A 22314-nucleotide genomic window follows, 5' to 3' on the forward strand; every position below is an offset into this window, starting at 1 on the left:
TTGTTGAGTAGACACTGTGAATTTGCAAGCCCAGCCTTTTTCCATGCAATTGCCGCCGGCTTTTAAAGCCGCCTGGTGGCTGCGCAACTGCCATCTGCAAACCATAGCCGCCAAATACCTGGCCCCACCTCGCAAGGCTCCGGCCTGCAACGAGATGCTGGCCTTGCCGGATGGTGATCATTTACAGCTTAGCTGGAGCGAGCCGTCGACCTTGCGACCAGAAGCACCGCTGGTGGTGGTATTGCATGGGCTGGAAGGCAATATTCACAGTCATTACGCGGCTGGTATGCTGGCGGCGTTGCAGCAGCAGGGTTTCACTGCGGTATTAATGCACTTTCGCGGCTGCAATGGTCAACCGAACCGCTTGCCGCGCGCTTACCATTCCGGCGATACCGCCGACCTGGCGTATTTTGTTGCCCAGCTACAGCACCAGTTTCCCAGCCGCCCGCTGGCTGCAGTTGGCTTTTCATTAGGTGGCAATGTACTGGTGAAATACGCCGGCGAGACAGGCGCGAGTTGCCCGCTGTCCGCGCTGGTCGCGGTATCCGCGCCGCTGGCCTTGGCTCCTAGTGCAGACAGGATCAATCAGGGCAGCAGCAAAATCTACCAAAGCTATCTGCTCGGGCGCCTGAAGCAAAGCATGCTGGCCAAACTCAAACGCCACAGCCATTTTCCATTGCCCTTAACAGCACAACAAATTCTGGCCGTGCGCAGTATCCGTGAATTTGACGATTTACTGACTGCCCCACTTCATGGCTTCAGTAATGCGGACGAATACTACAAACTATGCAGCGGCAAAGGCTTCTTAAAGCAGATCCACAAACCTACATTGTTGGTACATGCAGAAGACGACCCTTTTTTGTCGCCAGCTGTGTTGCCTAAAGCCACTGAAATGCCGCCATGGGTGTCGTTATTGTTGTCCAAACGCGGCGGCCATGTAGGTTTTGTCAGTGGCAGCAACCCGTTTAAACCCCGCTATTACCTGGAGCAACATATCCCAGGTTATTTGCAGCAGTTTTTCCCACAGGTGGCGACTTGATGTTGATCCCATACCAGCAACTGGACAGCGCTACGCTGGACAATCTGATTGAAGCTTTTGTACTGCGTGAAGGCACGGATTACGGCGAGCTGGAAATGGCATTGGCCGAAAAAGTCAGCCAGATCCGGCAACAGATCAAAGCCGGGCAGGTCGTGATTGTGTATTCCGAACTGCATGAAAGCGTCGATTTGCTGACCAAACAGCAATGGCAAACCCGTTTGTCAGAACAGGACCCTGACAGTTAAGTGATGCTGCGGGTGGCGCTGTGGGCACGTATCAGTGTTGCCCAGGACTGCTCCGCCCGTCCCAGTACCATAAAGTCCGGGTTGGCCAGGGTTTCACGTTGGTTATAGCTCAGCGGCATAAACTGGCTGTCCAGAATTTTACCGCCGGCTTCTTCAACAATAATCTGCACGGCCGCCGTGTCCCACTCGCCGGTGGGTCCCAGACGTAAGTAACAGTCAGCGCCGCCTTCTGCCACCAGACAACTTTTCAGCGAGCAGCTGCCCAGAGCAACAAATTCCGGTTGAACCAACTCATTTAATAAATGCTGGATAGGTGCCAGAGGCTGACGACGACTGACCGCAATAGTCAAAGGCTGGCCTGCCTGATGCTGACGGACCTGAATACGTTTAATCAGCGAGCCTTGCTGTTTAAACGCACCATGACCACGGGTGGCATAATACCAAACCTGCTCTTTTGGCCAGTAAATCACCCCCAGCACTGGCCAGCCATGCTCCACCAGCGCAATACTGACAGCAAAATCACCACTGCGGGCGACAAATTCCTGAGTGCCATCCATCGGATCAATCAGCCAATAGCGGGGCCAGTCCTGTCGCTGCTTCAGCGGTAACAAATGCATTTCTTCCGACACCACTGGAATATCAGGACTAAATTCAGCTAACGCATGCAGGATCAGAGAATTCGCCGCTAAATCAGCAGAAGTAACCGGGCTTGCATCCGACTTTTGTTCATGCTGGTAATCGCCGCTCTGGTAAATAGACCAAAGGGTTTCTCCGGCACGTTGTGCTGTTTGTTTAACAGGTTCTATTAACCTACTTAAAAACATCCTGATGGGTATCCAGATAATTCCGGGCGAGATACAAAGCGGCAACACTGCGCGCTTCCGTGAAATCAGCTTGTGTAAGCAATAAAGACATTTCTGGCCAGGTCCAGCTCACCAGCTCCAGCGGTTCAGGTTCATCCCCCTGCAACCTCGATGGTGACAAGTCCAAGGCTAACACCACATGCATTGTAGCATTAAAGTACCCCGGAGCTAAGGCCAGGGTCTTTAGTTCAATCAAACGACTGGCCTTAAAACCAATTTCTTCCTGCAGCTCCCGGTTGGCCGCTTCCAGTGCAGTTTCACCCGGGTCAATTAAGCCTTTGGGAAAGCCCAGCTGGTAATCATGCGTACCGGCACAGTATTCACGCACCAGATAAAACTCGTCCGGACCTGCACAAGCCACCACCATCACGGCGCCTCGGCCAGAGCCTTTCATCCGCTCATAAGTGCGCAGCTCGCCATTACTGAACTTCAGCTCCAGTTGCTCCACTTTAAATAAGTTGCTTTGAGCAACCAGCCGGCTGGCCAGAATTTCAGGTTTGACTTTCGCTGGGTCCTTCTGCGCCATCAGACTGCCTCTGTTACAATGTGCTTCCGCTCTACTATAAATGGAAAGGCTGAAAAAACCTATGCTGGACTGGCGACAAATAGATACGGTGCTGTTGGATATGGACGGCACTCTGCTCGATTTGCATTTTGATAACTACTTCTGGCTGGAGCATCTGCCAGAGCGCTGGGCCGCTCAAACCGGCCTGACGGTCGAGCAGGCGAAAGCTCAGCTGAAAGCCGAATACGATGTGCTGATGGGGAAACTGGAATGGTATTGCCTGGACTACTGGGCCAACCGCACCGGCTTGGCCATTACTGAACTGAAACGGGAAATCCAGCATAAAATCCGCATGCGCGACGACAGCCCGGCTTTTTTAACTGCGCTGCGCCAGTCGGGCAAGCAGGTCATGCTGGTCACCAATGCTCACCCGGACAGCCTGTCACTGAAAATTGAGCAAACCACTCTTGCCAGCTACATCGATACACTGGTGTCGGTGCATGAATTTGGCTACACCAAAGAGCAGCAGCAATTGTGGCAACTGCTGCAGCAGAAGTATGGCTTTGACCCAGAGCGTACCTTGTTTGTCGATGACAGCTTGCCGGTGCTGCGCTCCGCTCAGCAATTTGGTATCCGGCATTTGCTGGCGATCACTAACCCCGACAGTCAGCAACCGGCCCGCATCATCACCGAGTTCCCGGCTATCGATAACTATGCGGTGTTACTGGACGACTTAACGGCTGCCTAACTGCACCGGGAAACGTCCTTGCGCATCAGGCTTGCCGACAAACTGCATCGCCTGATGCACGTCCTGTGGCATTGAGCTGTCCGGTTTGACGAAGCCATTTAAACGGTAACGCCCAACCGGACTGACCAAAGCGGTCACATCCAGATGCAATGGTGGGCTTGGCAGCGTCACTAACTGCAGTTGATTGTCAGCACAGCTCAACTGCGCGTCCAGAGTGCCTAAATTCACCCAGCCTGTTGGCGGTTGTACCCTGGCGTCCAGCCAGCTGACCAACCCCTGCAGCTGCTGACAACCGTCCGCCGACCAGTCCAGCTGAGGTATTTTTACCAGCATAGCTCCGTCCAAGCCTACGGGTAATGGCAGCTGCAGCATGGGCTGCAACAAAGAGACTGGTACTCTGGCCTGCAATTGACTGACACTGACGGAACTCAGACCCAACGCCAGCTCGCCTTTTAGCGACGGCAACGCAACTTGCCGCTGCTGTCCGGCTTCCAGGCTGAGCGACAGCTTGCCGGTGAACAATGACCAGGGGTTTAACTGCCACTTCAGATCGGACAAGGTCAGGCCTTGCACAGACACTGCCTGCACACGGCCTTGCCACAAGGTTCCACTCACTGGGCCCAGTTGCACAGACGCCGGTAACGACACGAGTTTAAGCCACAAAGCTGCTGGGCTAAGCAGCAGCAAAAATGCCAGATACAATGCCAGAATAATCAGGCCGGCTTTAATTTTTTTCATTAACTTTCAACCACTAAACGTCGAACTCTGACCAGGCCAACCTGGTCGGCTTTGGTCAGATCCAGCTGCACTATCGACACCTTGTGCTGGTACTGCAACTCGTGCAACCAGCCTAATAACTGATCAAAGCTCAGGTCATTCAGCATCACCTGCATTTGATCATTTTGAGGTTGCATCCGGCTGACTTGAATATTGTGCTTGCGGGCACTGGAGCTGATCAGGTCAGTCAGACTGACAGTTGGCCCACTTTGCGCAGCAGCCACAGGGAAACTTTGCACTTGGTTCAACTGCAGCTGAACGCCAGCCAAATCGGCTTTTTGTTGCGCCAGGCTTTGGTGCAGTGGCTGCCACAGGCCGTAATAAAAAATGGCGATCACCACCACAACAGCCGCAGTCATTAAAAGCTGTTGCTCGCGGCGTTGCAAGCCAGACCAACGTGCCAGAAGTTGTTGTTTGGTCATGATTTCGCCCTCACAGACACAGTACCAACCACTTTATTGCCCTCGTTGCTCAGTGCACCCTGTTTTACTTCAAAACCTTGCTGCTCCAGCCGGGTTTTCAGGCTGTCAAAACGTTGGAAGCTGTCGGCCTGCGCTTGAAAACGCAACTCATGACTTTTTTGATCGTACCGCAAATTGTCCAGGCTAACTTGCTCTGTGGCAGTCAGCTCTCTTTGCACATCCTGCAACAAGCCAAACAAGCTCAGATCCTTGCCGGTGCCGGCACCTCCGGTTTTTCGTGCCAGTGCTCTGCTGATATCCCGCGTCGACTCGCCGGGAAAACGGCTTTTATACAGTTGCACCAGTTCAGTCCGCTGCGATTGCAGCTCTCTGCCTTGTTGCCAGACCTGCAGCCCAACCGAACTTAAATAAATCAGCAGACAGGCCGCGGCCGACAGCAATGAGGTTTTCCAGAGCCCCCAGACTTTGCTTTGTGGCTTTTTCGGCTGGTACGCCCCCTGCAGCAGGTTAAAGCTCTGCTGCGGTAATTGGCCAGCTAACAACGCCAGCGGCAGTTCAGGTTCAGCCAACTGCACTTGCTGTAATAGCTGTTCAGGCCATGGGCTGTAGCTGGTGATCAACGGCAGGTCGGCTAAGGTCAGGTAGTCGGCCCACCAGCTGCTGTCGACACTGGTCGCCTGCCATTCTGAATGCCGTAACAGCCATTGCCCTGCCAGTTCAATGGCACTGGCACCTTGTTCAGACCACGGCAGTAGCAACGCATCAGGCAACATACGGCTGGCGCTGAAACCCGCGTCAGTCAGCTGCTGCAGCCACAGCTCCAGCTTGGTTTTTTTACATAAGGCGACTTGCTGCCAGTAACTTTGCTCTTGTTGCACACAAGGCCCTAACGCCAGGAACAGCTGTTCAATGTCTTCGGCATGCTCTTCTTCCAGCATATAAGGCAAAGCTTGCAACAGCTGACGGTTCGGTTTGCCTGGTAGTGCCACTTTGGTCATCACCACATCAGAGGCCGGTACCAACGCCACCACGGGGCGTGCTCCAACCCGCTCGGCCAAGGCTGATAATTCCGAACTGTCTTTTAACTGCCCCGACGCTATCACTTCTGCGCTGGCTGCCGACCAAACCAGCCAGATCACTGGCTGATCGGGCTGGCTGTTCAGCCGGATTATTAATTGTTCTGTCACCACTGGCCTCCAAAACGCCGGGCTATCACTTTTACTTTTTGTTGTTCATCTATGTGCAGTACAGACGCCAGATTAAACAAACTGTCCTGATAGGTCACTGTACTTTCCAGCACAAAATAATTCGTTTTTAACACAAAGAGCGCTTTTACTTCATCCGGGATATTTTTGCCCTGCAGCTGCTGACTTTGCCAGACTTCGTCAAGCGTGGAAAAACCTTCTTCCGGCCTGCTGGCGATCAGCTCCTGGGCAGCACTTTCATCCAGCTCCGGGATATAAGCACTAAGCAGTACGGCCTGTTCGGCGGTGATGGTGTTCAAATTCAGTTTGCTGTCGCGTGTTTTTGGGATCACACAGACAAAGGGACGCACCTGCTCATAATCAGAGGGGGTCATATCCAACATCACCCGCAATTCAGACACAGATCCCATCAAGCCATTGGCAGTGTAATAAGGCAACAGCAGACCCGCGTAATCGTCCTGCTCGGCACCACCGGCCGTCTGCAGCAGCGAATCGGCGTCCAGCCAGTCACTGACCCGGGCGACCAGGTACTCTGCTGGCATCGACAGCTCGGTGACTTTCAGCTCCAGCAGCCGTTGAAAGGCCTGTTGTGCTGTGGTTTTTCCGGCACCGACCGGACTCTCTCCTGTCGTGCGCTGCAGGTTGTTCAAATTAAAGCAGCTCTGCAAATCGATCAGCTTGCCGGTAATGCTGCCGTCATCCACCGGAAAGGTGGCGCCAAGCCTGGCCCAGTCTTGCGATAAATTCGTGGTTTCTTCTTTCACTACAGTGCGTTTTAACAACTGCAAAGCCGCCTGTTCAGCAGCAATGGCGTACCAATAGGCCTGTTGCTGGTGCTGACGGTTAAACTGACGCTGCAATTGCAGCTGTAACCGGCCACTCATTTCCACCGCCACCACCACCACCAGCGCCAGGATCAGCATCACCACCACCAGGGCTACACCACGTTGTTGCCGCATCAGGTCAATCCGTCCACTAAGGTATAAAAACGCTGTATCTCACCCAGGCTTTCATGCGTGATGGTCAGACGTATCGCTTTAGGTAAACGCTCGGAATTCCACTGCTCTTTCCAGGTTTCCCCTTCCAGGTATTCCAGTTTAAAGCCGGTGACATGGTCCAGCAGGGGCTGAACCTTGGGCTCAGTTCCGGTGACGGCATCCGGATATAAACTAAACAAACGCTCAATGCGGCCTTCTTTCAACCGGTATGCTACCGCCTGAATTTCACTGCGAGGCAGCACCATGCCAGGGTTACGCCAGCCATGGTGCACGAACGCCATAGCGTCTTCTTCACTGTCAAACAGCAGTTTTTCGCCAATCAAGATCGACTTCAGCGGCTCATCACCGTCCAGCCGAATTTGCCGGCTGCTGATTTGCGCTAAATCCCGCTCCAGCAGATTAAAAAAGCGTTGCAGCTGTACCAGGCGCTGCTCAGCAGCCCGTGACGCGGCATCGGTGTCCAGTACCGAAGATAATACGCTGGCCGAAGCCAACCCAACGACGGCAAAAATAGCCACCGCCAATAACATTTCGATAAAGGTAAAGCCAGGGCTACGCATCTGGCTTGCCTATGTAAGTCTGCAGCTGAAAAATCACCCGTTCTGGCTCATCTGCCAGACTGACTTTGACCACCACAGCGCTGAAGTTGGCGTCGGCAGTTTTTCGGATCTCCTGCCGCCACAGCCAGCTGCGGTTCGCCAATTCCACGGTCTTTTGTTGGTTTTTCAACGGCCAGCTCTTTTCCAGAAACACCGCATTCAGCTGGTTTTCGGCGACATAACCGGCATAGGTCTGTTCTTCCAGCATGCTGATCGCCCGCACATGCTCTGAGGTGGCTTTCATAGCAGCTACCCCTGCAGTTGCAAATATGGCAATAGCGACCAGCAGCTCCAGCAAGGTAAAACCCTGGTTTTTCATGGCCGCACCGTATCAGGTTCAGTTCGGATCAGGGGGATGCTGTACTCCCCCTTCAACGACTGAAACCAGGAGGGGTCGTCGGTTTGATCCGACAACACCAGCAAAAACGGACTTAAATCACCAGAAGATAAAATATAGACTTGCGGTAACAGTGGCTTTTGTTTGGCATCCGGCACCTTTTTTGTTGGTGTTTTGCCGTCTTTGCCCTCTTTGCCGGCTGCATCTTCTGCTTCGTCTTCCTGTTCCATCAGCTGCTCCAGCCACTGCTGTTGCTGCTCACGAAACTCTTCCTGTCCCATAATGCTGTCTTCAGCAAAGGGCAAACCATCCAATTGCAATTCTGCAGTCAATTGCTCAGGCCAGGCATGGAACTGCATAAAACGGGGTTCTGTTACCCGCTGCCAGCGGGTGCCGTCATGCCACAGGAACTCGTAGCCTTTGTCATTCAGCGCCAGACCAAAGTCCATTTGTTTCATCACGGCCGTTTCAGACACAGTCTGCACCAACTGCTGCAAACGTTCAGTTTCGCGCCGCAACACTTTCTCCCGCGGCTCCAGCACAAAATTGACCACCACAAAAGACGCAAGCAGCCCCATCAGCACCATGACCAACATCACTTCAATCAGGGTGAAACCCTGGTGCCGGGGCTTTTGCATCAGTTTTGTTGCTCTTGCGAATCCAGGTTCCAGTTCCCAATGTCATCTTCGGTACCTGCCACCCGGTCCGGCCCCATGGAAAATACATCGATACGGCCCATTTCACCTGGGCTAACCAATTGATAGTCGTTGTCCCACGGGTCTTTTTGCAGGCGTTTAACAAAACCACCCTCAGGGAAAGAGCGTGGAATAGGTTCTGAGGTCGCTTGTGTCACCAGCGCTTGCAACCCTTGTTCAGTGGTCGGGTAAAAACCGTTGTTCAGCTTGTACAGGTCCAGCGCATTTTCAATTTGCTGAATATCGACGACCACTTTTTGTTTGGCGGCTTTTTCCTGGTTCCCAATCAAGTTCGGCACCACCATGCTGGCGATAATACCGAGAATGACGATCACCACCATTACTTCAAGCAAAGTAAAACCTTTTTGCTGTTGCATCCTAACCTCCTACTAAATTGTTTAATGCCAAAATAGGTTGCAATATCGCCATGACAATAAATAACACTATGCCAGCCATGGACACTACCAGCACAGGTTCAAACACTTTCAGAGAAACGGTAACCAGGGTTTCGAATTCCCGGTCCTGGGTATTGGCCGCCCGTTCCAGCATGCCATCCAACTGACCGCTTTTTTCGCCGCTGGCGATCATATGCAGCATCATAGGCGGAAATAATTTGGTCTGATCCAGCGCAGAGCGCAGTGAAGCCCCTTCCCGCACTTTGGCGGTGGCTTCGCCAATGGCTTGCCGCATGTAGCTGTTTTCCAGCACGTCACTGCTAATGCGCATGGCTTCCAGCAATGGCACCGCACTGGCATTTAAAATACTTAAGGTACGAGCAAAACGTGCGGTGTTCAGGCCGCGACTGACTTTACCTATGATGCCCAGCCCCAACATTCGCCGGTCAACGGCCAGCTGAAAAGCCGGCTTACGCAGCGCGCGTTTGAACGCGGCCACACCAAGCATCAACAGGCCAAGCAACACCAGACCATAGTCACGGACGAAGTCACTGGCGGCGATTAAAAACAGCGTCGATCCAGGCAGACTCTGACCCATATGTTCGAACTGTCCGACAATTTTTGGCACCACAGCGGCCAGCAACACGCTGATCACGCCAATAGCCACCAGCGTCAGAATGGCCGGATACAGCAATGCCTGCAAAATCTGGCTGCGCATATGCTGACGCTGTTCGGTGTAATCAGCTAAACGGTTTAACACCGCGTCCAAGTGACCGGATTTTTCGCCCGCCGCTACCATCGAGCTGAACAGATGATCAAACACATAAGGAAACTCAGCCAGGCCTTCCGCCAGACTGTAGCCTTCCACCACTTTAGAGCGCACGGCCATCATCATGCTTTTCAGCCGGGGCTTGTCACATTGCTCGGCAACGGCGAACAGAGCGTTTTCAATCGGCAGGCCCGCTTCGACCAGCGTAGCCAGTTGACGGGTGATCAGTGCAAGCTCAGAGGCTGTCACCCGGGGTTTGAACCAACCCGAACCAGCCGACAGCAGCTTTTCTTGCTTAGCGACTAGTTCCAGACTCAATGGTGTCAGCTTTTGTTCACGCAGTAGCTGACGGGCATGACGGGCGTTGTCCGCTTCCATCACGCCTTTAGTTTTGCGGCCTCTGGCATCCAGCGCCTGGTAATCAAAGGCAGCCACTACGCATCCTCGCGCGTCACACGCAGCACTTCTTCCAGCGTAGTTTCACCGGTCAGCACTTTGCTGAAACCATCCTGGCGAATACTTGGGCTTTGACTGCGAATGTATTTTTCGATGGCCTGTTCGCCTTTGCCATTGTGGATCAGCTCACGGGTGTGTTCATCCACCACCAAAAGTTCATGAATACCTGTTCGGCCGCGATAGCCAGTCTGGTTACAGTGTTCGCACCCAACGGCACGGTAAATCAGCGGCGCGTCTTTTTTAGTCACCGCCAGCAGCGCCCGCTCTTCTTTATCCGGTTCATGTGCCTCTTTGCAATGTGGGCATAAGGTCCGAACCAGACGTTGCGCCAATACCCCTAACAAACTGGACGACAACAGAAACGGCTCTACGCCCATATCTTCCAGACGGGTAATAGCACCAGCGGCAGTATTGGTGTGCAATGTGCTCAGTACCAGGTGACCGGTCAATGAGGCTTGTACCGCAATCTGCGCCGTCTCCAAATCCCGGATTTCACCCACCATCACCACGTCCGGGTCCTGACGCAAAATAGCGCGCAGACCTCGGGCAAAGGTCATATTCACTTTGCTGTTGACCTGGGTTTGACCTATGCCTTCCAGCTCGTATTCAATCGGGTCTTCTACCGTCAGAATATTGCGGTCTTTGGTGTTAATTTCGGTCAAACCGGCATAGAGCGTGGTACTTTTACCCGAACCTGTCGGGCCTGTAACCAGAATAATGCCATGTGGTTTTAAAATAAGGCGGGAGAAGGATTGTTGCACCGACGCGGTCATGCCCAGCTTGTTCAGATCCAGATGGCTGTTGTTTTTATCAAGTAAACGCAGCACCACCCGTTCACCGTGACTGGATGGCATAGTCGAAACCCGCACATCGACGGCACGACCGGCAATGCGCAGGCTGATGCGGCCATCTTGTGGCACCCGTTTTTCGGCGATATCCAGCTTGGCCATTACTTTGATCCGCGACACCAGCAGGCTGGACAGCTTTCGGTTCGGTTTTAACACCTCACGCAATACGCCATCGACCCGGAACCGCACCACCAGGTTTTTCTCAAAGGTTTCGACGTGAATATCCGACGCTCCCAGCTTGATGGCTTCACCCAACATCGCGTTGATCAGCTTGATAATGGGCGCGTCGTCTTCGTTTTCCAGCAGGTCTTCGGTTTCCGGTATTTCATCCGCCAAGGAGGCTAAATCCACCTCATTGCCAATGTCCTGCATGATCTGTTGTGCTTCGGTGGAATCACGCTGATAGGAAGCCTCCAGTAAGGCTTCAAACTCGGTGCTTTGCAGCTTATGCACTGAAAAGGCTGTGCCTAATAAACGCCGCACCTCCAGCAATGCCGCCGGTGCAGTTGTGGGATTCACATACAACACCCAGCCTTGTTCCTGCGCCTGCAGCAACACCCCAAACCTTTTGGCAAAACCAAAAGGCAAACGGGTTCTGGGTGTAGCCGCCTGAGCCTGTTCAACCTCTGCCATCAGGATTACTCCCCACCATTCTGGGTTTTCTTTAGCCGTTCAGCCTGGTCCTGGGCTTTTTTCTTTTCCAGGTACTCGTCAAAGCTCGGAGGAATAATCAGCGTAGAATCAAATTCAGGCATGGCCGGGGTGTCCGTATCTGACATCAGTTTGATGCCTTTTTCGCCCTGAACCAGCTGGGCGGCACGCACATAATTGTATTTGCGCTGGCTGATTTCATTCATCAGGCCATCATCACGGATAATGGTAGGTTTAATAAACACCATCAGGTTGCGTTTACGTTTAGTCGAAGAGGTCGAGCGGAACAGAGCGCCTAGCACAGGAATATCACCAAGTAATGGTACTTTGGCTTCGCTTTGCTGGACGTCTTCGTCAATTAAACCACCCAGCACCACCGTGGCACCATCATCGGCCAGCACTGTGGTTTTAATTTCACGTTTAGAAACGATAGGGTTGCCTTCAATGTCACCGTTACGGCCTGACACTTCCTGCTCAATGTTTAATTTAACTGCATTACCTTCATTGATTTGTGGCGTGACTTTTAACTTGATACCCACTTCAATCCGGTCCAGCGTGGTAAAAGGGTTGGTGCCACCTGAACCCGGACTGGTGGTGGTTTTCACCGGTATTTCTTCACCGACAATAAAAGACGACTCCTGGTTATCCATAGTGGTAATGGACGGTGTGGCCAGGATATTGGAATTGCTGTCACTTTTGACTGCCTGCAAAATAGCGCCCCAGTCGTTTTTCACCACGCCCAGCATCATCCCAGTGGCACCGCTCAGGGCTGACGCCAGGGTAGAATAATCACCCGCCTGATCAGGATTTTTCACAGTCACGCCTGTTTCCGTATTCGTCTCAGTCGTTCCCTTGGTCGGTTGTGCTGCAGCCGCGCCAGCAGCCACAGAGGTAATAGGCACCACCCCATTATTAAACTGAGTAAAACCACCGTCCGCGCTGATCCATTGCACACCCAGGTTCACCCCGGCGTTGTCCGCCACTTCAACAATAATGGCTTCAACCAGCACCTGAGCTCTGCGCACATCAATCTGACGAATCACATCTTCCAAGGAACGCAATACGTCCGGCTGCGCCGTGATCACCAACGAGTTACTTTCGACATGAGCTTCGATACTGACATCGCGGTTGCTACGACTGCGAGCACCTTGTTGGCCTGCAGCAGCAGTTCCACCCTGAGTTTCTGCAGCGATAGTGGCGCTGACCCCTTGCAGAACTTTAACTAAATCTTCGGCTTTGGCGTATTTCAGGTAATAAACCCGGGTATTGCCCTGGCTTTCCAGTTCAGCATCCAGCCGCTGTACCAGTGACACTACCCGTTGCCGCGCCTGACGCTCACCACTGACAATCACACTGTTGGTACGTTCATCCGCAACGATTTTTGGGATCAGGAATTCAGGTGTCTCACCTTTCCCCTGATTCTTATAGATATTTTCTAAAATACGCACCACCTCACCCGAGGAGGCGTAACTCAGCTTTATGATTTCCAGGTCCTGGTCACCGGCCTTATCAACCCGGGATATAATATCCACCAGTCGATTTACTGTGGCGGCCTGTCCCGTCATCATAATAACGTTGGACGGGTCATAGTTCACTACGCTGCCGCCACCACTTTGGTCAACAAACTGTCGCAGCAAGGGTGCCAGTTCACGTACCGAGACGTTTTTGACCTGCACCACCCGGGTGACCATTTCATCGCCTTCCGCGCTGCTATTGTCACCCACCACCGGGATATTGGCGGTTTTTGCGTCTTTTTGCCGTACGACTTTCAGCACCCCATTGTCCATTTCCACCACAGAGAAGTCATAAACTTCCAGTACGTTCAAAAAGAACTGGTAATACTGTTTTTCATTCAGCATTTCATAGCTGCGCACATTAATGCGTCCCCGCACCTGCGGGTCGACAATAATGGTTTTATTCAGGTTTTTGCCGACGATGTTAATAAACTCATTAATGTCGGTATTCTTAAAATTAGGCTGGTATTCCACAGCGGCAGCAAAAAAGCTCAGTAATGCCAAAGCACCGGCACCTAACCAGCGTTGCATCTGTTTACAGGAATATCTGACTGACTTCATTGGGTTTGAACCATTCTTTAATGTAATTGTTATTGCGACAGACTGAAGACGATGTCCCGGGTCTGACCATCCCGCTCTATTTTTATCGAAGCCTGGGTCGCTTCCCTTAATTCGCGCATGACTACCATGGCCTGTTGCATGTCATCCAGGGGAGTACCGTTAATTTCGACTGCAATATCGTTGGTCTGCAAACCCATCCGCTCAAATAAAGCAGGGTCTTTACCCGGCGTCACGCGGTAACCATAAAGCTTGCCGTTACGGTATTGCGGAGAAATACGCACATAGTCAAAGAACTTCATTGGCTCCTGCATCATTTCCTGACGAGCTGCCGCCAGATCTTCAGGCACTTCCACCAATTGCGGGCCTTCCATAGGTTCGGGTTGCGCCTGATAGTTATCCACGGCCTGATTCTGTTGCGCCATTTGCTGGTACTCCACGCCATCCAGCATCAGGGTTTCAAAACGGCCGCCTACTTTCAGCAACACCCGGTCATCCAGCACCTGACTTAAACTGGCGCTGGTGCCGTCAATACGATCAGGCACACCATAGGTTTGTTCAGAGCCCTGACTGTCGATGATCGCAGAACCTGCATCCGGCTGGCCTTTGATGGCGACCACCCCGGTCAGTTTCAGATTCAGGCTGGTTTTTGGCGCGTCTGATGGGGCAGGGGTCGCCACTTCAGCTACGGCCTCCGCCTTGCCAAACAACTGAGCGGCCAGCAACAACTGCAGATCCACAGCTGACGATTGGGTAATTTTGCCCGCACTGACAGGTAAATTAGGCGTTTGAGCCGAAGGCAATAACTGCCAGGTCAGCTGGGCCGCCAAATAACACGCCAGCAATACAAAGGCTGCGGTCAGGCCAGTATTGACACGGTTCTGAGGCACCCGGGAAAACCAGGCCAGATAAGGGCGGACGGAAGCAAGCCAATTCATTCTTTAATAATTCTTTTACAAAACTAGGTTTATCTTACTCAGTTGTCTAAAGCGCAACAAGCCTGCAATTTCAGCTGACATAACCCCACATTCTACGCTGGGGCGTACGGCTGATTTGTGGTAATTTGTACCAGTACACTACTGGTGTTTTTACCACCTCAGGAGCCTTGGATGTCAGAGCCTAACATAAATACATTACGATTAGATAAATGGTTATGGGCCTGCCGCTTCTACAAGACCCGCAGCCTGGCAAAAGACATGATCGAAGGTGGAAAAGTTCATTATAATGGCCAACGTTGTAAAGCCAGCAAAACGGTAGAAACCGGCGCGACTATTCGTCTGACCCAGGGCTCAGACGAAAAAACCGTCGTCGTGCTTGGGTTGTCGGAACAACGTCTGTCCGCACCATTAGCTCAGGCTTTATATGAAGAAACAGCAGAAAGTATTGCCGACCGCGCCAAACGCGCCGAATTGCGTAAACTGAACGCCTTATTCGCGCCGCATCCGGACACCAAGCCGGATAAAAAAATGCGCCGGCAATTGCTGCTGATTAAAGCTCAGCAATCCTGAGCAGTTCAGATAGGTAACCCATGAACAGAGATCTGCTACAACGCTTTTTATTCAGCCACCGCGATGTACGGGGTGAACTGGCTTATGTCAGTGACAGCCTGCACCAAATGCTGCAAAACCATAATTACCCCTACCCGGTGAAACAATTGCTGGCAGAACTGGTGACCGCCACCAGCCTGCTGACCGCCACCTTAAAATTTGATGGCGATATCGCCGTGCAGTTGCAAGGGGATGGCCCGATCCGTTACCTGGCCGTCAACGGCAGTTCCAGCCAACAATTTCGCGGCGTCGCCCGGTTACAGGCAGAAATAGCCGGAGACAGCTTTCGCGACTTGGTTGGCGAAGGCTTTATGCTGGTCACCATTACGCCAAAACAAGGGGAACGTTATCAAGGCGTGATCCCTTTAGTGGGCAATAGCCTGAAAGAAACCCTGGAAGCCTATTTTGTGCAGTCCGAACAGCTGCCTACCCGCTTGTACCTGTTCAGCGATCTGACAACCGACAGCAGCAGAGCAGCTGGTTTGTTGCTGCAGGTGCTGCCTGTGGATCCGGAAAAAGCCAAACAGGACTTTGACGATTTGGTGGTGCTGACGGACACCATTACCGCACCTGAACTGCTGGACTTACCGGTCGAACAAATACTGCACCGGCTGTACCATGAAGAAGATCTTGAGCTGTTTCCAGCGCAGTCCGTGCAGTTTGTTTGTGGTTGTTCCAAAGAAAAATGTGAAGCCGCCATTATTTCATTGGGCAAAGAGGCGGTTGAAGAACACATGGCCGAAGGCAAGCTGGACATCAGCTGTGACTACTGCAATACCACCTACCGTTTTGATCAAAGCGAACTGGCGCTGATACTGACTAAGTTCTGAGCCATCTGACAGGGCGGAATTGTAACCCGCCCTGTAAACTTTCAAAATTCCCTATAAAAACCTGTCAAATCCGCTATCCAAGGGTCGTATCGACCGGTCAAATACAGTACAATCGCCGCCATAATAGCTATAAAACACCTCTACAACTGACTTATGTACCTCAAGGAGTCACCCTACAATGACCTCTACAATCACACGCCACATTGATTTAACCGTGGCGGATTTAGTTGAGCATGCGATTCGCCGTGGCGAAGGTGTGTTGGCGGATAACGGCGCTTTAGTGGTTAAAACCGGTCACAGAACCGGCCGTTCACCGAAAGACCGTTTTATTGTCAAAGAGCCTGGCACAGAAGCTGAAATTCAATGGGGCAATGTGAACCAGCCTTTTGACGCAGCCAAGTTTGACGCCTTGTGGGCCCGGGTCAGCGATTTTATTGCGACCAAAGAGCATTTCGTCTCTCACCTTGAAGTAGGTGCAGACGCTGAGCACTACATCCCCATGACAGTGACCACTGAAACAGCCTGGCAACATGTGTTTGCCAAAAACCTGTTTATTACGCCTGAGCACTGGAACAAAGCGGGTAAAGACCACTGGCAAATTCTGAACGTACCGTCCTTCAGCTGTGCTCCTGAGCGCGATGGCACCAACAGCGACGGCACTGTGATGATCAACTTTGCCGCACGTAAAGTGCTGCTGGCCGGTATGCGTTATGCCGGTGAGATGAAAAAAGCCATGTTCTCTGTGCAGAACTTCCTGTTGCCAGCCAAAGGCGTACTGCCCATGCACTGCTCGGCCAACGTGGGTGAAGCCGGCGACACCACTTTATTCTTCGGCTTGTCGGGCACAGGTAAAACGACTCTGTCTGCCGACCCGAAACGTTTCCTGATCGGTGATGACGAGCATGGCTGGGCACCAGGCAGCGTCTTTAATATTGAAGGCGGTTGTTACGCCAAGTGTATTGACCTGTCACAGAAAAACGAACCTGTGATTTGGGACGCCATTCGTTTTGGAACCATTCTGGAAAACGTGGTACTGGATGACCAACGCACACCAGACTACAAAGACGCCAGCCTGACCCAAAACAGCCGTGCCGCCTACCCCTTGGCCCATGTGGAAAAACGCGTACTGGAAAACCGTGCCGGCGAACCAAAAGCTGTGGTTTTCCTGACCTGCGACGTCAGCGGTGTATTGCCACCTGTGTCGGTGCTGTCTGAAGAAGCAGCGGCTTACCACTTCTTAAGTGGTTACACCGCGAAAGTGGGCTCAACTGAAATTGGCTCTACCGCCGCCATTGAATCGACTTTCTCTACCTGTTTTGGTGCGCCATTCTTCCCACGTCCGGCCGGCGTATACGCAGAATTGCTGATTAAACGGGTGCGTGAATTCAACTCGAAAGTCTACCTGGTGAATACCGGCTGGACAGGTGGTCCACACGGTGTGGGTCAACGTTTTGATATTCCGACCACTCGCGCCATTATTGACGCCATTGTGTCGGGCGAATTGGCCACAGCAGAAACTATTCACCTGCCACAATTGAACCTGAACGTGCCGGTGCACGTGACGGGTGTGAACAGCGCACTGCTGAACCCACGTGACACCTGGGCAGATAAAGCGGCTTATGATCAGTACGCCGCCAAACTGGCTGCAGAATTCGCTGCTAACTTTAAGAAATACGACGTATCGGACGCTATCCGTAACGCCGGTCCTAAAGTGTAAAAGCGGGTTTCACCCAGGAAAGGTACTCAGGGGTCAGAGCTAAGCGCTGGCCCCTTTTTCTTGTTTCAGCGGAAAATACACGGTAACCACCAGGCCACCATAAGCATGATTATGCATGCTGATGTGACCTTGGTGCATATCGACAATTTTCTTAATAATGGCCAGGCCTAAACCTGAACCGCCACTGCCACGGGCAATATCGCCTTGGGCAAATGGCTCCAGCATTCGTCCCATTTCCGGTTCAGGAATACCAGGGCCATGATCCCGCACCTGCACAAAGACCCGTTTACTGGCCCGCTCTACCCCTGTACTCACTTCAATGGCACCATCTGAGTACTTCAGTGCATTTTCAATCAGATTGGTCAGCACCCGCTTCACCGCAATACGCCGCAACGGCACCAGCGGCAAATGGCTGTCCAGATGTGCGTTGATTTCACGTTTTTGCAAACGATCAGCACTGATTTGCTCAGCAACCAGCGCGTTTAAGTCATCATTTTGCAGGCTTTCTTCTTTATGGTGCCTAATGTAGTCAATAAACTGGTCGATGATAGCGTTCATATCATCGATGTCGCTGGCAATGCCGTCGCGGATCCAATTGTCCTGCTCACTGACCATTTCGCTGGCGAGACGAATACGGGTCAGTGGCGTGCGCAAATCATGTGATACACCAGCCATTAACAGGTTGCGGTCTTTTTCCAGCTGCCCTATGCCTTTGGCCATATGATTAAAAGCGCGGGTCACCGCGACAATTTCGGTCGAGCCCTGTTCAGGAATAGGTTCAGGGATCTCCCCCCTACCTACTCTGAGCGCTGCTTGCTGTAACGCCTGTAACGGCCGGTTCAACTGGCGGGCAAAAAGCCAGCCGCCCGCCACACTTAAAAAGCCAATCACCAGTACATAAATTTTCAACGGGGAAAAGTCGGTTTCATCCAGGCCCGTCAGCGGCACTTTAACCCAATACTGTGGCGCCTGCGGCGGTTTGACCCAAAATGCATAGTTGTTTTGCTGCGCAATCCGCACCTCGGCCGGCCCGCCTAATTCTTCCGACATTTCTTCAGAGAAATACTGGTAATAGCTGGCTTCATTCAGACCGTTCTGCACAGCTGTGGCATCGGTGTAGACTTCGATACCTGTTGCCTTCTGAAACCGACGGGTCAGCTCTTCCGACAATAAGTGGTCACGGTGATCCACATCGATAAACACCACTTTGATTTGTTTGGCAATCAAATGGTTTATTTGCTGATAGCTGGGTTTGATCACGTAATACACAACGGACAGGTAAGAAACCAGTTGGTTAATCAGCAGCAAAATGCCAATTAAGAAAACGGTCTGGCCAAAGGCGCTGCGGGGAACCAGACGCATCTAGCTGACAGCACCATCCGGCACAAACACATAACCCAGGCCCCAGACGGTCTGAATATAACGTGGGCTGGCCGGGTCATCTTCCAGCATCCGGCGCAGGCGCGACACCTGCACATCAATACTGCGTTCCATCGCTGAATAATCACGGCCGCGCGCCAGGTTCATCAGCTTGTCGCGCGACAACGGCTCGCGGGCATGACTGACCAGTACTTTGAGCACGGCAAATTCGCCACTGGTCAGCGGCATCAGCTCGTCACCGCGGTGCATTTCACGGGTGGCTAAATTGAAGGTAAATGGACCAAACTTGACCTGCGTTTCTTCCTGAGTGGGCGCGCCAGGCAATTCCTTGGATTTGCGTCGCAACACAGCACGAATACGGGCCAGCAGCTCACGAGGATTAAATGGCTTGGGCAAATAATCATCGGCGCCCATTTCCAGGCCAATGATACGGTCGACTTCGTCGCCTTTCGCGGTCAGCATAATGATCGGAATTTCATTATCCTGCTGTCGCAGTTTACGGCAAATAGACAGGCCGTCTTCACCAGGCAGCATTAAATCCAGCACCAGCAAATGAAAATGCTCTCGCTCCATCAGCCGCTGCATCTGCTCATAGTTGGCCGACGTCCGCACTATATAGCCTTGCTCCACCAGATAACGCTCCAGTAAAGCCCGTAACCTCATATCGTCATCGACCACTAAGATCTTGATGGTTTCCTGTCCTAACATACGTCACCCTCCACGCCACCAGACCACTATAAACGAAAAAACCCGTCACAGTAGCTGCCGTGACGGGTTCTTGTGTTACAAAGTTTGTCGGAACGACTTAATTTGTCTGCACTTTTTCAATTTTTTTCAGGGGTGGATTCATCCATACCACGTGACCTGTATGCGAATTTAACCGGGTCGAATTTTCCTGCTTTTCCAGTTTTTGTTGGTCAATCACATACGCATAATCAGCTGACGAACTGCAACCACCGAGGATCAGTGCCACTGCAAGGACCAGCAGACCTAAAATTTTTGCTTTCATAGTGGTCTCCTTATTTCAGAACACAAGTTCACTATAGCCAGCAGGCCACCAAACGCCTAGCATATTTTTGTTACATCTAAATGACAGTGAAAGATTATTTTTAAATAAGCAGCGTAATTAGACTAAATCACTGTATTCATTAGAAATATATTTTCACCCATAGCATTCCCCTGTCATACCGCCGAAATAATCCAAAGAAAAATCAACGCTGTCTGGTCAGACTGTTGCAGAATCGCTATAACGTCAGGGAATAACCACAGCTCCTTTATTGGCATGAAAACAGAATTAATTACCCGCGAAGGCTACGAAGCTCTGCAACAGGAACTGAATCATCTGTGGCGCGAGAAACGGCCTGACACTACAGCCAAAGTCGCTTGGGCCGCCAGCCTCGGCGATCGCAGTGAAAACGCAGATTACCAATACAACAAAAAGCTGCTCAGAGAGATAGACAGGCGGGTCCGCTATTTGCGGAAGCGGCTGGAAGTGTTAAAAGTGGTGGATTATTCGCCACAACAGCACGGCAAAGTGTTTTTTGGTGCCTGGGTGGAAATAGAAAACGACAATGGCGAACAACTCTGTTTTCGTATTGTCGGGCCGGACGAAATTTATGGCCGTAACGATTACATTTCTATTGATGCACCTATGGCCAGAGCTCTGATCAAAAAACAAGTCGACGATGAAGTACAGGTAAATACCCCGGCAGGCAGCAAGACCTGGCTGGTGAATAAAATATGGTACCCGCAGGAGCAACAATGAACCCTTATCAGCCAGAGTTTCAACAGCAACAACAGTACTTTGCCTCAGGTGTCAGCCGCTCCTTGCAATGGCGACGTCAACAGTTGCAGGCCATGCGGCAAATGTTGCAAAACCACCAGCAAGAATGGCAAGACGCCTTACAACAGGATTTGGGCAAAGCACCTTTTGAAAGCTGGTTGACCGAGATCGCCTACCTGGACGCAGAAATCCGTCACACACTGAGTTCTTTAAAAAAATGGAGCAACGCACGGCGGGTGAAAGCGCCGCTGATGCTGTGGCCTTCGATGGCCTATGTGCAGCCCGAACCTTATGGCGTGATGCTGATTATTGGCGCCTGGAATTATCCGCTGCAACTGGCCTTAGGGCCCTTAGTGCCAGCCATTGCCGCCGGCAATATGGCCGTGATTAAACCGTCGGAACTCTCCCCCGCCACTTCAGCCCTGATAGCCCGGCTGATCCCACGTTACCTGGACGCACAGGCCGTCAGGGTAGTGGAAGGCGCAGTTGCGGAAACCACCGCTTTGTTAGAGCTGCCTTTTGACTACCTGATGTACACGGGCAACGGGCAAGTAGGCAAAATCGTCATGCGCGCAGCCGCTGAACATTTGACACCATTAACCCTGGAGTTAGGCGGCAAAAGCCCGGTTTATGTCGACGCCAGTGCCAATATCCAGTTAACGGCACAGCGGCTGGCCTGGGGTAAATGGTTAAACGCCGGCCAAACCTGTATTGCCCCAGACTATGTGCTGGTACACAAAGATGTTGAGCAGCAGCTGATCGACGCGCTACAACAGCAAATCAAACAGATGTTTGGTGACGACCCACAGCAAAGCCCGGACTACGGCCGTATCGTGAACAGCCGCCACTTACAGCGCATCCTGGGGTATCTGCAGCACCAGCCCAAGGTTTTGGGCGGGAAGTTCGATGAAGCCGACCGCTATATAGAGCCGACGTTGGTATTGGATCCAGCGCCAGACAGCCCGTTAATGCAGCAAGAAATATTTGGTCCCTTGTTGCCTGTGTTAACAGTGAGCAACTTCAATCAGGCCATTGAATTTATTCGCAGCCGTGAGAAGCCGCTGGCTGCTTATCTATTCAGTGCCGACAGCCAGCAACAACAGCTTTGGGTCGACCGGATCAGCAGCGGCAGCCAATGCATAAACGACGTGATCCTGTTTATGGCCGTAGCTGAACTGCCCTTCGGTGGCACAGGCCCCAGCGGCATGGGCCAGTATTCCGGCAAAGCCGGCTTTGACCAGTTCAGCCATTTAAAATCGGTGTTGCGCCGCACCTTCCTGCCCGAACCGCCACTGCGGTTTGCCCCTTATCAAAGCTGGAAACAGCGTGTTCTAGGCTGGTTGCGCTAAGCAACCAGCGCATCGGCATTGGCAAGCTTTGTGTAAAAGTGGACAATGCCAGCACCTGAACTGACCAAAGGCCAAGCTGTAGCG

The 22314-nt window shown here is 52.2% G+C and carries 25 protein-coding genes; 8 read left to right on the forward strand and 17 right to left on the reverse strand.

The annotated features are described in order from the left end of the window. The first annotated feature begins 16 nt into the window (after positions 1-16). Both ACFO3I_RS01020 and ACFO3I_RS01025 read left to right on the forward strand, forming a co-directional pair. Positions 17-1039, forward strand: a complete 1023-nt coding sequence (locus ACFO3I_RS01020) for a hydrolase (protein ID WP_377331001.1) — start codon at positions 17-19, stop codon at positions 1037-1039. Next, the gene (locus ACFO3I_RS01025) at positions 1039-1284 is read left to right on the forward strand and encodes a YheU family protein (protein ID WP_377331003.1); all 246 of its coding nucleotides are present in this window, start codon (positions 1039-1041) and stop codon (positions 1282-1284) included. Before ACFO3I_RS01020 ends, ACFO3I_RS01025 begins: the two co-directional genes overlap by 1 nt. Here the strand turns inward: ACFO3I_RS01025 and cysQ are convergent. Both cysQ and nudE read right to left on the reverse strand, forming a co-directional pair. Beyond that, complete coding sequence (gene cysQ / locus ACFO3I_RS01030; RefSeq protein WP_377331005.1) at positions 1281-2108, reverse strand: 3'(2'),5'-bisphosphate nucleotidase CysQ; 828 nt, start codon at positions 2106-2108, stop codon at positions 1281-1283. The genes ACFO3I_RS01025 and cysQ overlap by 4 nt on opposite strands. After that, positions 2095-2673 carry an ADP compounds hydrolase NudE gene (gene nudE / locus ACFO3I_RS01035; protein WP_377331006.1) on the reverse strand — a complete coding sequence of 193 codons (579 nt, stop codon included), beginning with the start codon at positions 2671-2673 and terminating at the stop codon, positions 2095-2097. The genes cysQ and nudE overlap by 14 nt, the downstream gene beginning before the upstream one ends. Positions 2674-2713: 40 nt before the next feature. On the opposite strand from nudE, the gene yrfG reads away from it, so the two are divergent. Next, on the forward strand, positions 2714-3400 hold the full coding sequence (gene yrfG, locus ACFO3I_RS01040) for a GMP/IMP nucleotidase (RefSeq protein ID WP_377331008.1): 687 nt from the start codon (positions 2714-2716) through the stop codon (positions 3398-3400). Here the strand turns inward: yrfG and ACFO3I_RS01045 are convergent. The 12 genes from ACFO3I_RS01045 to gspC are packed head-to-tail and all read right to left on the reverse strand — an operon-like array spanning position 3386 to position 14562. Next, a complete protein-coding gene (locus tag ACFO3I_RS01045) occupies positions 3386-4138 on the reverse strand; it encodes a type II secretion system protein N (RefSeq protein WP_377331010.1) in 753 nt (250 codons plus the stop codon). The two genes, yrfG and ACFO3I_RS01045, sit on opposite strands and share 15 nt — an antisense overlap. Next, entirely contained in the window at positions 4138-4599 is a 462-nt protein-coding gene (gene gspM, locus ACFO3I_RS01050) for a type II secretion system protein GspM (RefSeq protein WP_377331012.1), read from the reverse strand. The genes ACFO3I_RS01045 and gspM overlap by 1 nt, the downstream gene beginning before the upstream one ends. Further along, positions 4596-5786, reverse strand: coding sequence for a type II secretion system protein GspL (gene gspL, locus ACFO3I_RS01055; RefSeq protein ID WP_377331014.1), 1191 nt, complete (start codon positions 5784-5786; stop codon positions 4596-4598). The genes gspM and gspL overlap by 4 nt, the downstream gene beginning before the upstream one ends. Further along, positions 5783-6763 carry a type II secretion system minor pseudopilin GspK gene (gene gspK / locus ACFO3I_RS01060; RefSeq protein ID WP_377331016.1) on the reverse strand — a complete coding sequence of 327 codons (981 nt, stop codon included), beginning with the start codon at positions 6761-6763 and terminating at the stop codon, positions 5783-5785. Before gspK ends, gspL begins: the two co-directional genes overlap by 4 nt. Further along, positions 6763-7362 (reverse strand): type II secretion system minor pseudopilin GspJ, encoded by a 600-nt coding sequence (gspJ, locus tag ACFO3I_RS01065; RefSeq protein ID WP_377331018.1) that lies wholly within the window; start codon positions 7360-7362, stop codon positions 6763-6765. The genes gspK and gspJ overlap by 1 nt, the downstream gene beginning before the upstream one ends. Further along, positions 7355-7720, reverse strand: a complete 366-nt coding sequence (gene gspI / locus ACFO3I_RS01070) for a type II secretion system minor pseudopilin GspI (RefSeq protein ID WP_377331020.1) — start codon at positions 7718-7720, stop codon at positions 7355-7357. Before gspI ends, gspJ begins: the two co-directional genes overlap by 8 nt. Next, positions 7717-8376, reverse strand: coding sequence for a type II secretion system minor pseudopilin GspH (gene gspH / locus ACFO3I_RS01075; protein ID WP_377331022.1), 660 nt, complete (start codon positions 8374-8376; stop codon positions 7717-7719). The genes gspI and gspH overlap by 4 nt, the downstream gene beginning before the upstream one ends. After that, positions 8376-8810 (reverse strand): type II secretion system major pseudopilin GspG, encoded by a 435-nt coding sequence (gene gspG / locus ACFO3I_RS01080; RefSeq protein ID WP_377331024.1) that lies wholly within the window; start codon positions 8808-8810, stop codon positions 8376-8378. The genes gspH and gspG overlap by 1 nt, the downstream gene beginning before the upstream one ends. Position 8811: 1 nt before the next feature. Further along, entirely contained in the window at positions 8812-10032 is a 1221-nt protein-coding gene (gspF, locus tag ACFO3I_RS01085; protein WP_377331025.1) for a type II secretion system inner membrane protein GspF, read from the reverse strand. Continuing rightward, the gene (gene gspE / locus ACFO3I_RS01090; protein WP_377331026.1) at positions 10032-11534 is read right to left on the reverse strand and encodes a type II secretion system ATPase GspE; all 1503 of its coding nucleotides are present in this window, start codon (positions 11532-11534) and stop codon (positions 10032-10034) included. Before gspE ends, gspF begins: the two co-directional genes overlap by 1 nt. 5 nt (positions 11535-11539) lie before the next feature. After that, positions 11540-13627 carry a type II secretion system secretin GspD gene (gene gspD / locus ACFO3I_RS01095; protein ID WP_377331028.1) on the reverse strand — a complete coding sequence of 696 codons (2088 nt, stop codon included), beginning with the start codon at positions 13625-13627 and terminating at the stop codon, positions 11540-11542. A 29-nt stretch (positions 13628-13656) separates the two neighbouring features. Then, positions 13657-14562 (reverse strand): type II secretion system protein GspC, encoded by a 906-nt coding sequence (gspC, locus tag ACFO3I_RS01100; RefSeq protein ID WP_377331029.1) that lies wholly within the window; start codon positions 14560-14562, stop codon positions 13657-13659. A gap of 171 nt (positions 14563-14733) precedes the next feature. Between gspC and hslR the strand changes: the two genes are divergently transcribed. The 3 genes from hslR to ACFO3I_RS01115 all read left to right on the forward strand — a co-directional run bounded on the left by hslR (position 14734) and on the right by ACFO3I_RS01115 (position 17718). Next, positions 14734-15132, forward strand: coding sequence for a ribosome-associated heat shock protein Hsp15 (gene hslR, locus ACFO3I_RS01105; protein WP_377331030.1), 399 nt, complete (start codon positions 14734-14736; stop codon positions 15130-15132). A gap of 20 nt (positions 15133-15152) precedes the next feature. Then, entirely contained in the window at positions 15153-16001 is an 849-nt protein-coding gene (gene hslO / locus ACFO3I_RS01110) for an Hsp33 family molecular chaperone HslO (RefSeq protein ID WP_377331032.1), read from the forward strand. Positions 16002-16179: 178 nt separating this feature from the next. Continuing rightward, a complete protein-coding gene (locus tag ACFO3I_RS01115; protein WP_377331033.1) occupies positions 16180-17718 on the forward strand; it encodes a phosphoenolpyruvate carboxykinase in 1539 nt (512 codons plus the stop codon). A 39-nt stretch (positions 17719-17757) separates the two neighbouring features. On the opposite strand, the gene envZ is transcribed toward ACFO3I_RS01115, so the two are convergent. From envZ to ACFO3I_RS01130, 3 genes are all read right to left on the reverse strand, one after another. After that, positions 17758-19080: a two-component system sensor histidine kinase EnvZ gene (gene envZ / locus ACFO3I_RS01120; RefSeq protein ID WP_377331034.1), complete on the reverse strand. Its 1323-nt coding sequence runs from the start codon at positions 19078-19080 to the stop codon at positions 17758-17760. After that, a complete protein-coding gene (ompR, locus tag ACFO3I_RS01125) occupies positions 19081-19806 on the reverse strand; it encodes an osmolarity response regulator transcription factor OmpR (protein WP_377331036.1) in 726 nt (241 codons plus the stop codon). A gap of 97 nt (positions 19807-19903) precedes the next feature. Further along, complete coding sequence (locus ACFO3I_RS01130; protein ID WP_377331037.1) at positions 19904-20107, reverse strand: hypothetical protein; 204 nt, start codon at positions 20105-20107, stop codon at positions 19904-19906. 273 nt (positions 20108-20380) lie between these two features. Here ACFO3I_RS01130 and greB point away from each other — a divergent pair, with 273 nt between their 5' ends. After that, entirely contained in the window at positions 20381-20863 is a 483-nt protein-coding gene (greB, locus tag ACFO3I_RS01135; RefSeq protein ID WP_377331038.1) for a transcription elongation factor GreB, read from the forward strand. Further along, a complete protein-coding gene (locus ACFO3I_RS01140) occupies positions 20860-22230 on the forward strand; it encodes an aldehyde dehydrogenase family protein (protein ID WP_377331039.1) in 1371 nt (456 codons plus the stop codon). The genes greB and ACFO3I_RS01140 overlap by 4 nt, the downstream gene beginning before the upstream one ends. The last annotated feature ends 84 nt before the right edge of the window (positions 22231-22314 follow it).

Origin of the sequence: Rheinheimera marina (assembly GCF_042654345.1) — a bacterium.
In the GTDB taxonomy this organism is placed as follows: Bacteria; Pseudomonadota; Gammaproteobacteria; order Enterobacterales; family Alteromonadaceae; genus Pararheinheimera; species Pararheinheimera marina.

What these genes read in the sequence shown, in the direction of transcription:
- ACFO3I_RS01025 (WP_377331003.1), top strand. Translation starts at nt 1,039, where the DNA reads ATGTTGATCCCATACCAGCAACTGGACAGCGCTACGCTGGACAATCTG.
- cysQ (WP_377331005.1), bottom strand. Translation starts at nt 2,108, where the DNA reads ATGTTTTTAAGTAGGTTAATAGAACCTGTTAAACAAACAGCACAACGT.
- nudE (WP_377331006.1), bottom strand. Translation starts at nt 2,673, where the DNA reads ATGGCGCAGAAGGACCCAGCGAAAGTCAAACCTGAAATTCTGGCCAGC.
- yrfG (WP_377331008.1), top strand. Translation starts at nt 2,714, where the DNA reads ATGGAAAGGCTGAAAAAACCTATGCTGGACTGGCGACAAATAGATACG.
- ACFO3I_RS01045 (WP_377331010.1), bottom strand. Translation starts at nt 4,138, where the DNA reads ATGAAAAAAATTAAAGCCGGCCTGATTATTCTGGCATTGTATCTGGCA.
- gspM (WP_377331012.1), bottom strand. Translation starts at nt 4,599, where the DNA reads ATGACCAAACAACAACTTCTGGCACGTTGGTCTGGCTTGCAACGCCGC.
- gspK (WP_377331016.1), bottom strand. Translation starts at nt 6,763, where the DNA reads ATGCGGCAACAACGTGGTGTAGCCCTGGTGGTGGTGATGCTGATCCTG.
- gspJ (WP_377331018.1), bottom strand. Translation starts at nt 7,362, where the DNA reads ATGCGTAGCCCTGGCTTTACCTTTATCGAAATGTTATTGGCGGTGGCT.
- gspI (WP_377331020.1), bottom strand. Translation starts at nt 7,720, where the DNA reads ATGAAAAACCAGGGTTTTACCTTGCTGGAGCTGCTGGTCGCTATTGCC.
- gspH (WP_377331022.1), bottom strand. Translation starts at nt 8,376, where the DNA reads ATGCAAAAGCCCCGGCACCAGGGTTTCACCCTGATTGAAGTGATGTTG.
- gspG (WP_377331024.1), bottom strand. Translation starts at nt 8,810, where the DNA reads ATGCAACAGCAAAAAGGTTTTACTTTGCTTGAAGTAATGGTGGTGATC.
- gspE (WP_377331026.1), bottom strand. Translation starts at nt 11,534, where the DNA reads ATGGCAGAGGTTGAACAGGCTCAGGCGGCTACACCCAGAACCCGTTTG.
- gspD (WP_377331028.1), bottom strand. Translation starts at nt 13,627, where the DNA reads ATGAAGTCAGTCAGATATTCCTGTAAACAGATGCAACGCTGGTTAGGT.
- gspC (WP_377331029.1), bottom strand. Translation starts at nt 14,562, where the DNA reads ATGAATTGGCTTGCTTCCGTCCGCCCTTATCTGGCCTGGTTTTCCCGG.
- hslR (WP_377331030.1), top strand. Translation starts at nt 14,734, where the DNA reads ATGTCAGAGCCTAACATAAATACATTACGATTAGATAAATGGTTATGG.
- hslO (WP_377331032.1), top strand. Translation starts at nt 15,153, where the DNA reads ATGAACAGAGATCTGCTACAACGCTTTTTATTCAGCCACCGCGATGTA.
- ACFO3I_RS01115 (WP_377331033.1), top strand. Translation starts at nt 16,180, where the DNA reads ATGACCTCTACAATCACACGCCACATTGATTTAACCGTGGCGGATTTA.
- envZ (WP_377331034.1), bottom strand. Translation starts at nt 19,080, where the DNA reads ATGCGTCTGGTTCCCCGCAGCGCCTTTGGCCAGACCGTTTTCTTAATT.
- ompR (WP_377331036.1), bottom strand. Translation starts at nt 19,806, where the DNA reads ATGTTAGGACAGGAAACCATCAAGATCTTAGTGGTCGATGACGATATG.
- ACFO3I_RS01130 (WP_377331037.1), bottom strand. Translation starts at nt 20,107, where the DNA reads ATGAAAGCAAAAATTTTAGGTCTGCTGGTCCTTGCAGTGGCACTGATC.
- greB (WP_377331038.1), top strand. Translation starts at nt 20,381, where the DNA reads ATGAAAACAGAATTAATTACCCGCGAAGGCTACGAAGCTCTGCAACAG.
- ACFO3I_RS01140 (WP_377331039.1), top strand. Translation starts at nt 20,860, where the DNA reads ATGAACCCTTATCAGCCAGAGTTTCAACAGCAACAACAGTACTTTGCC.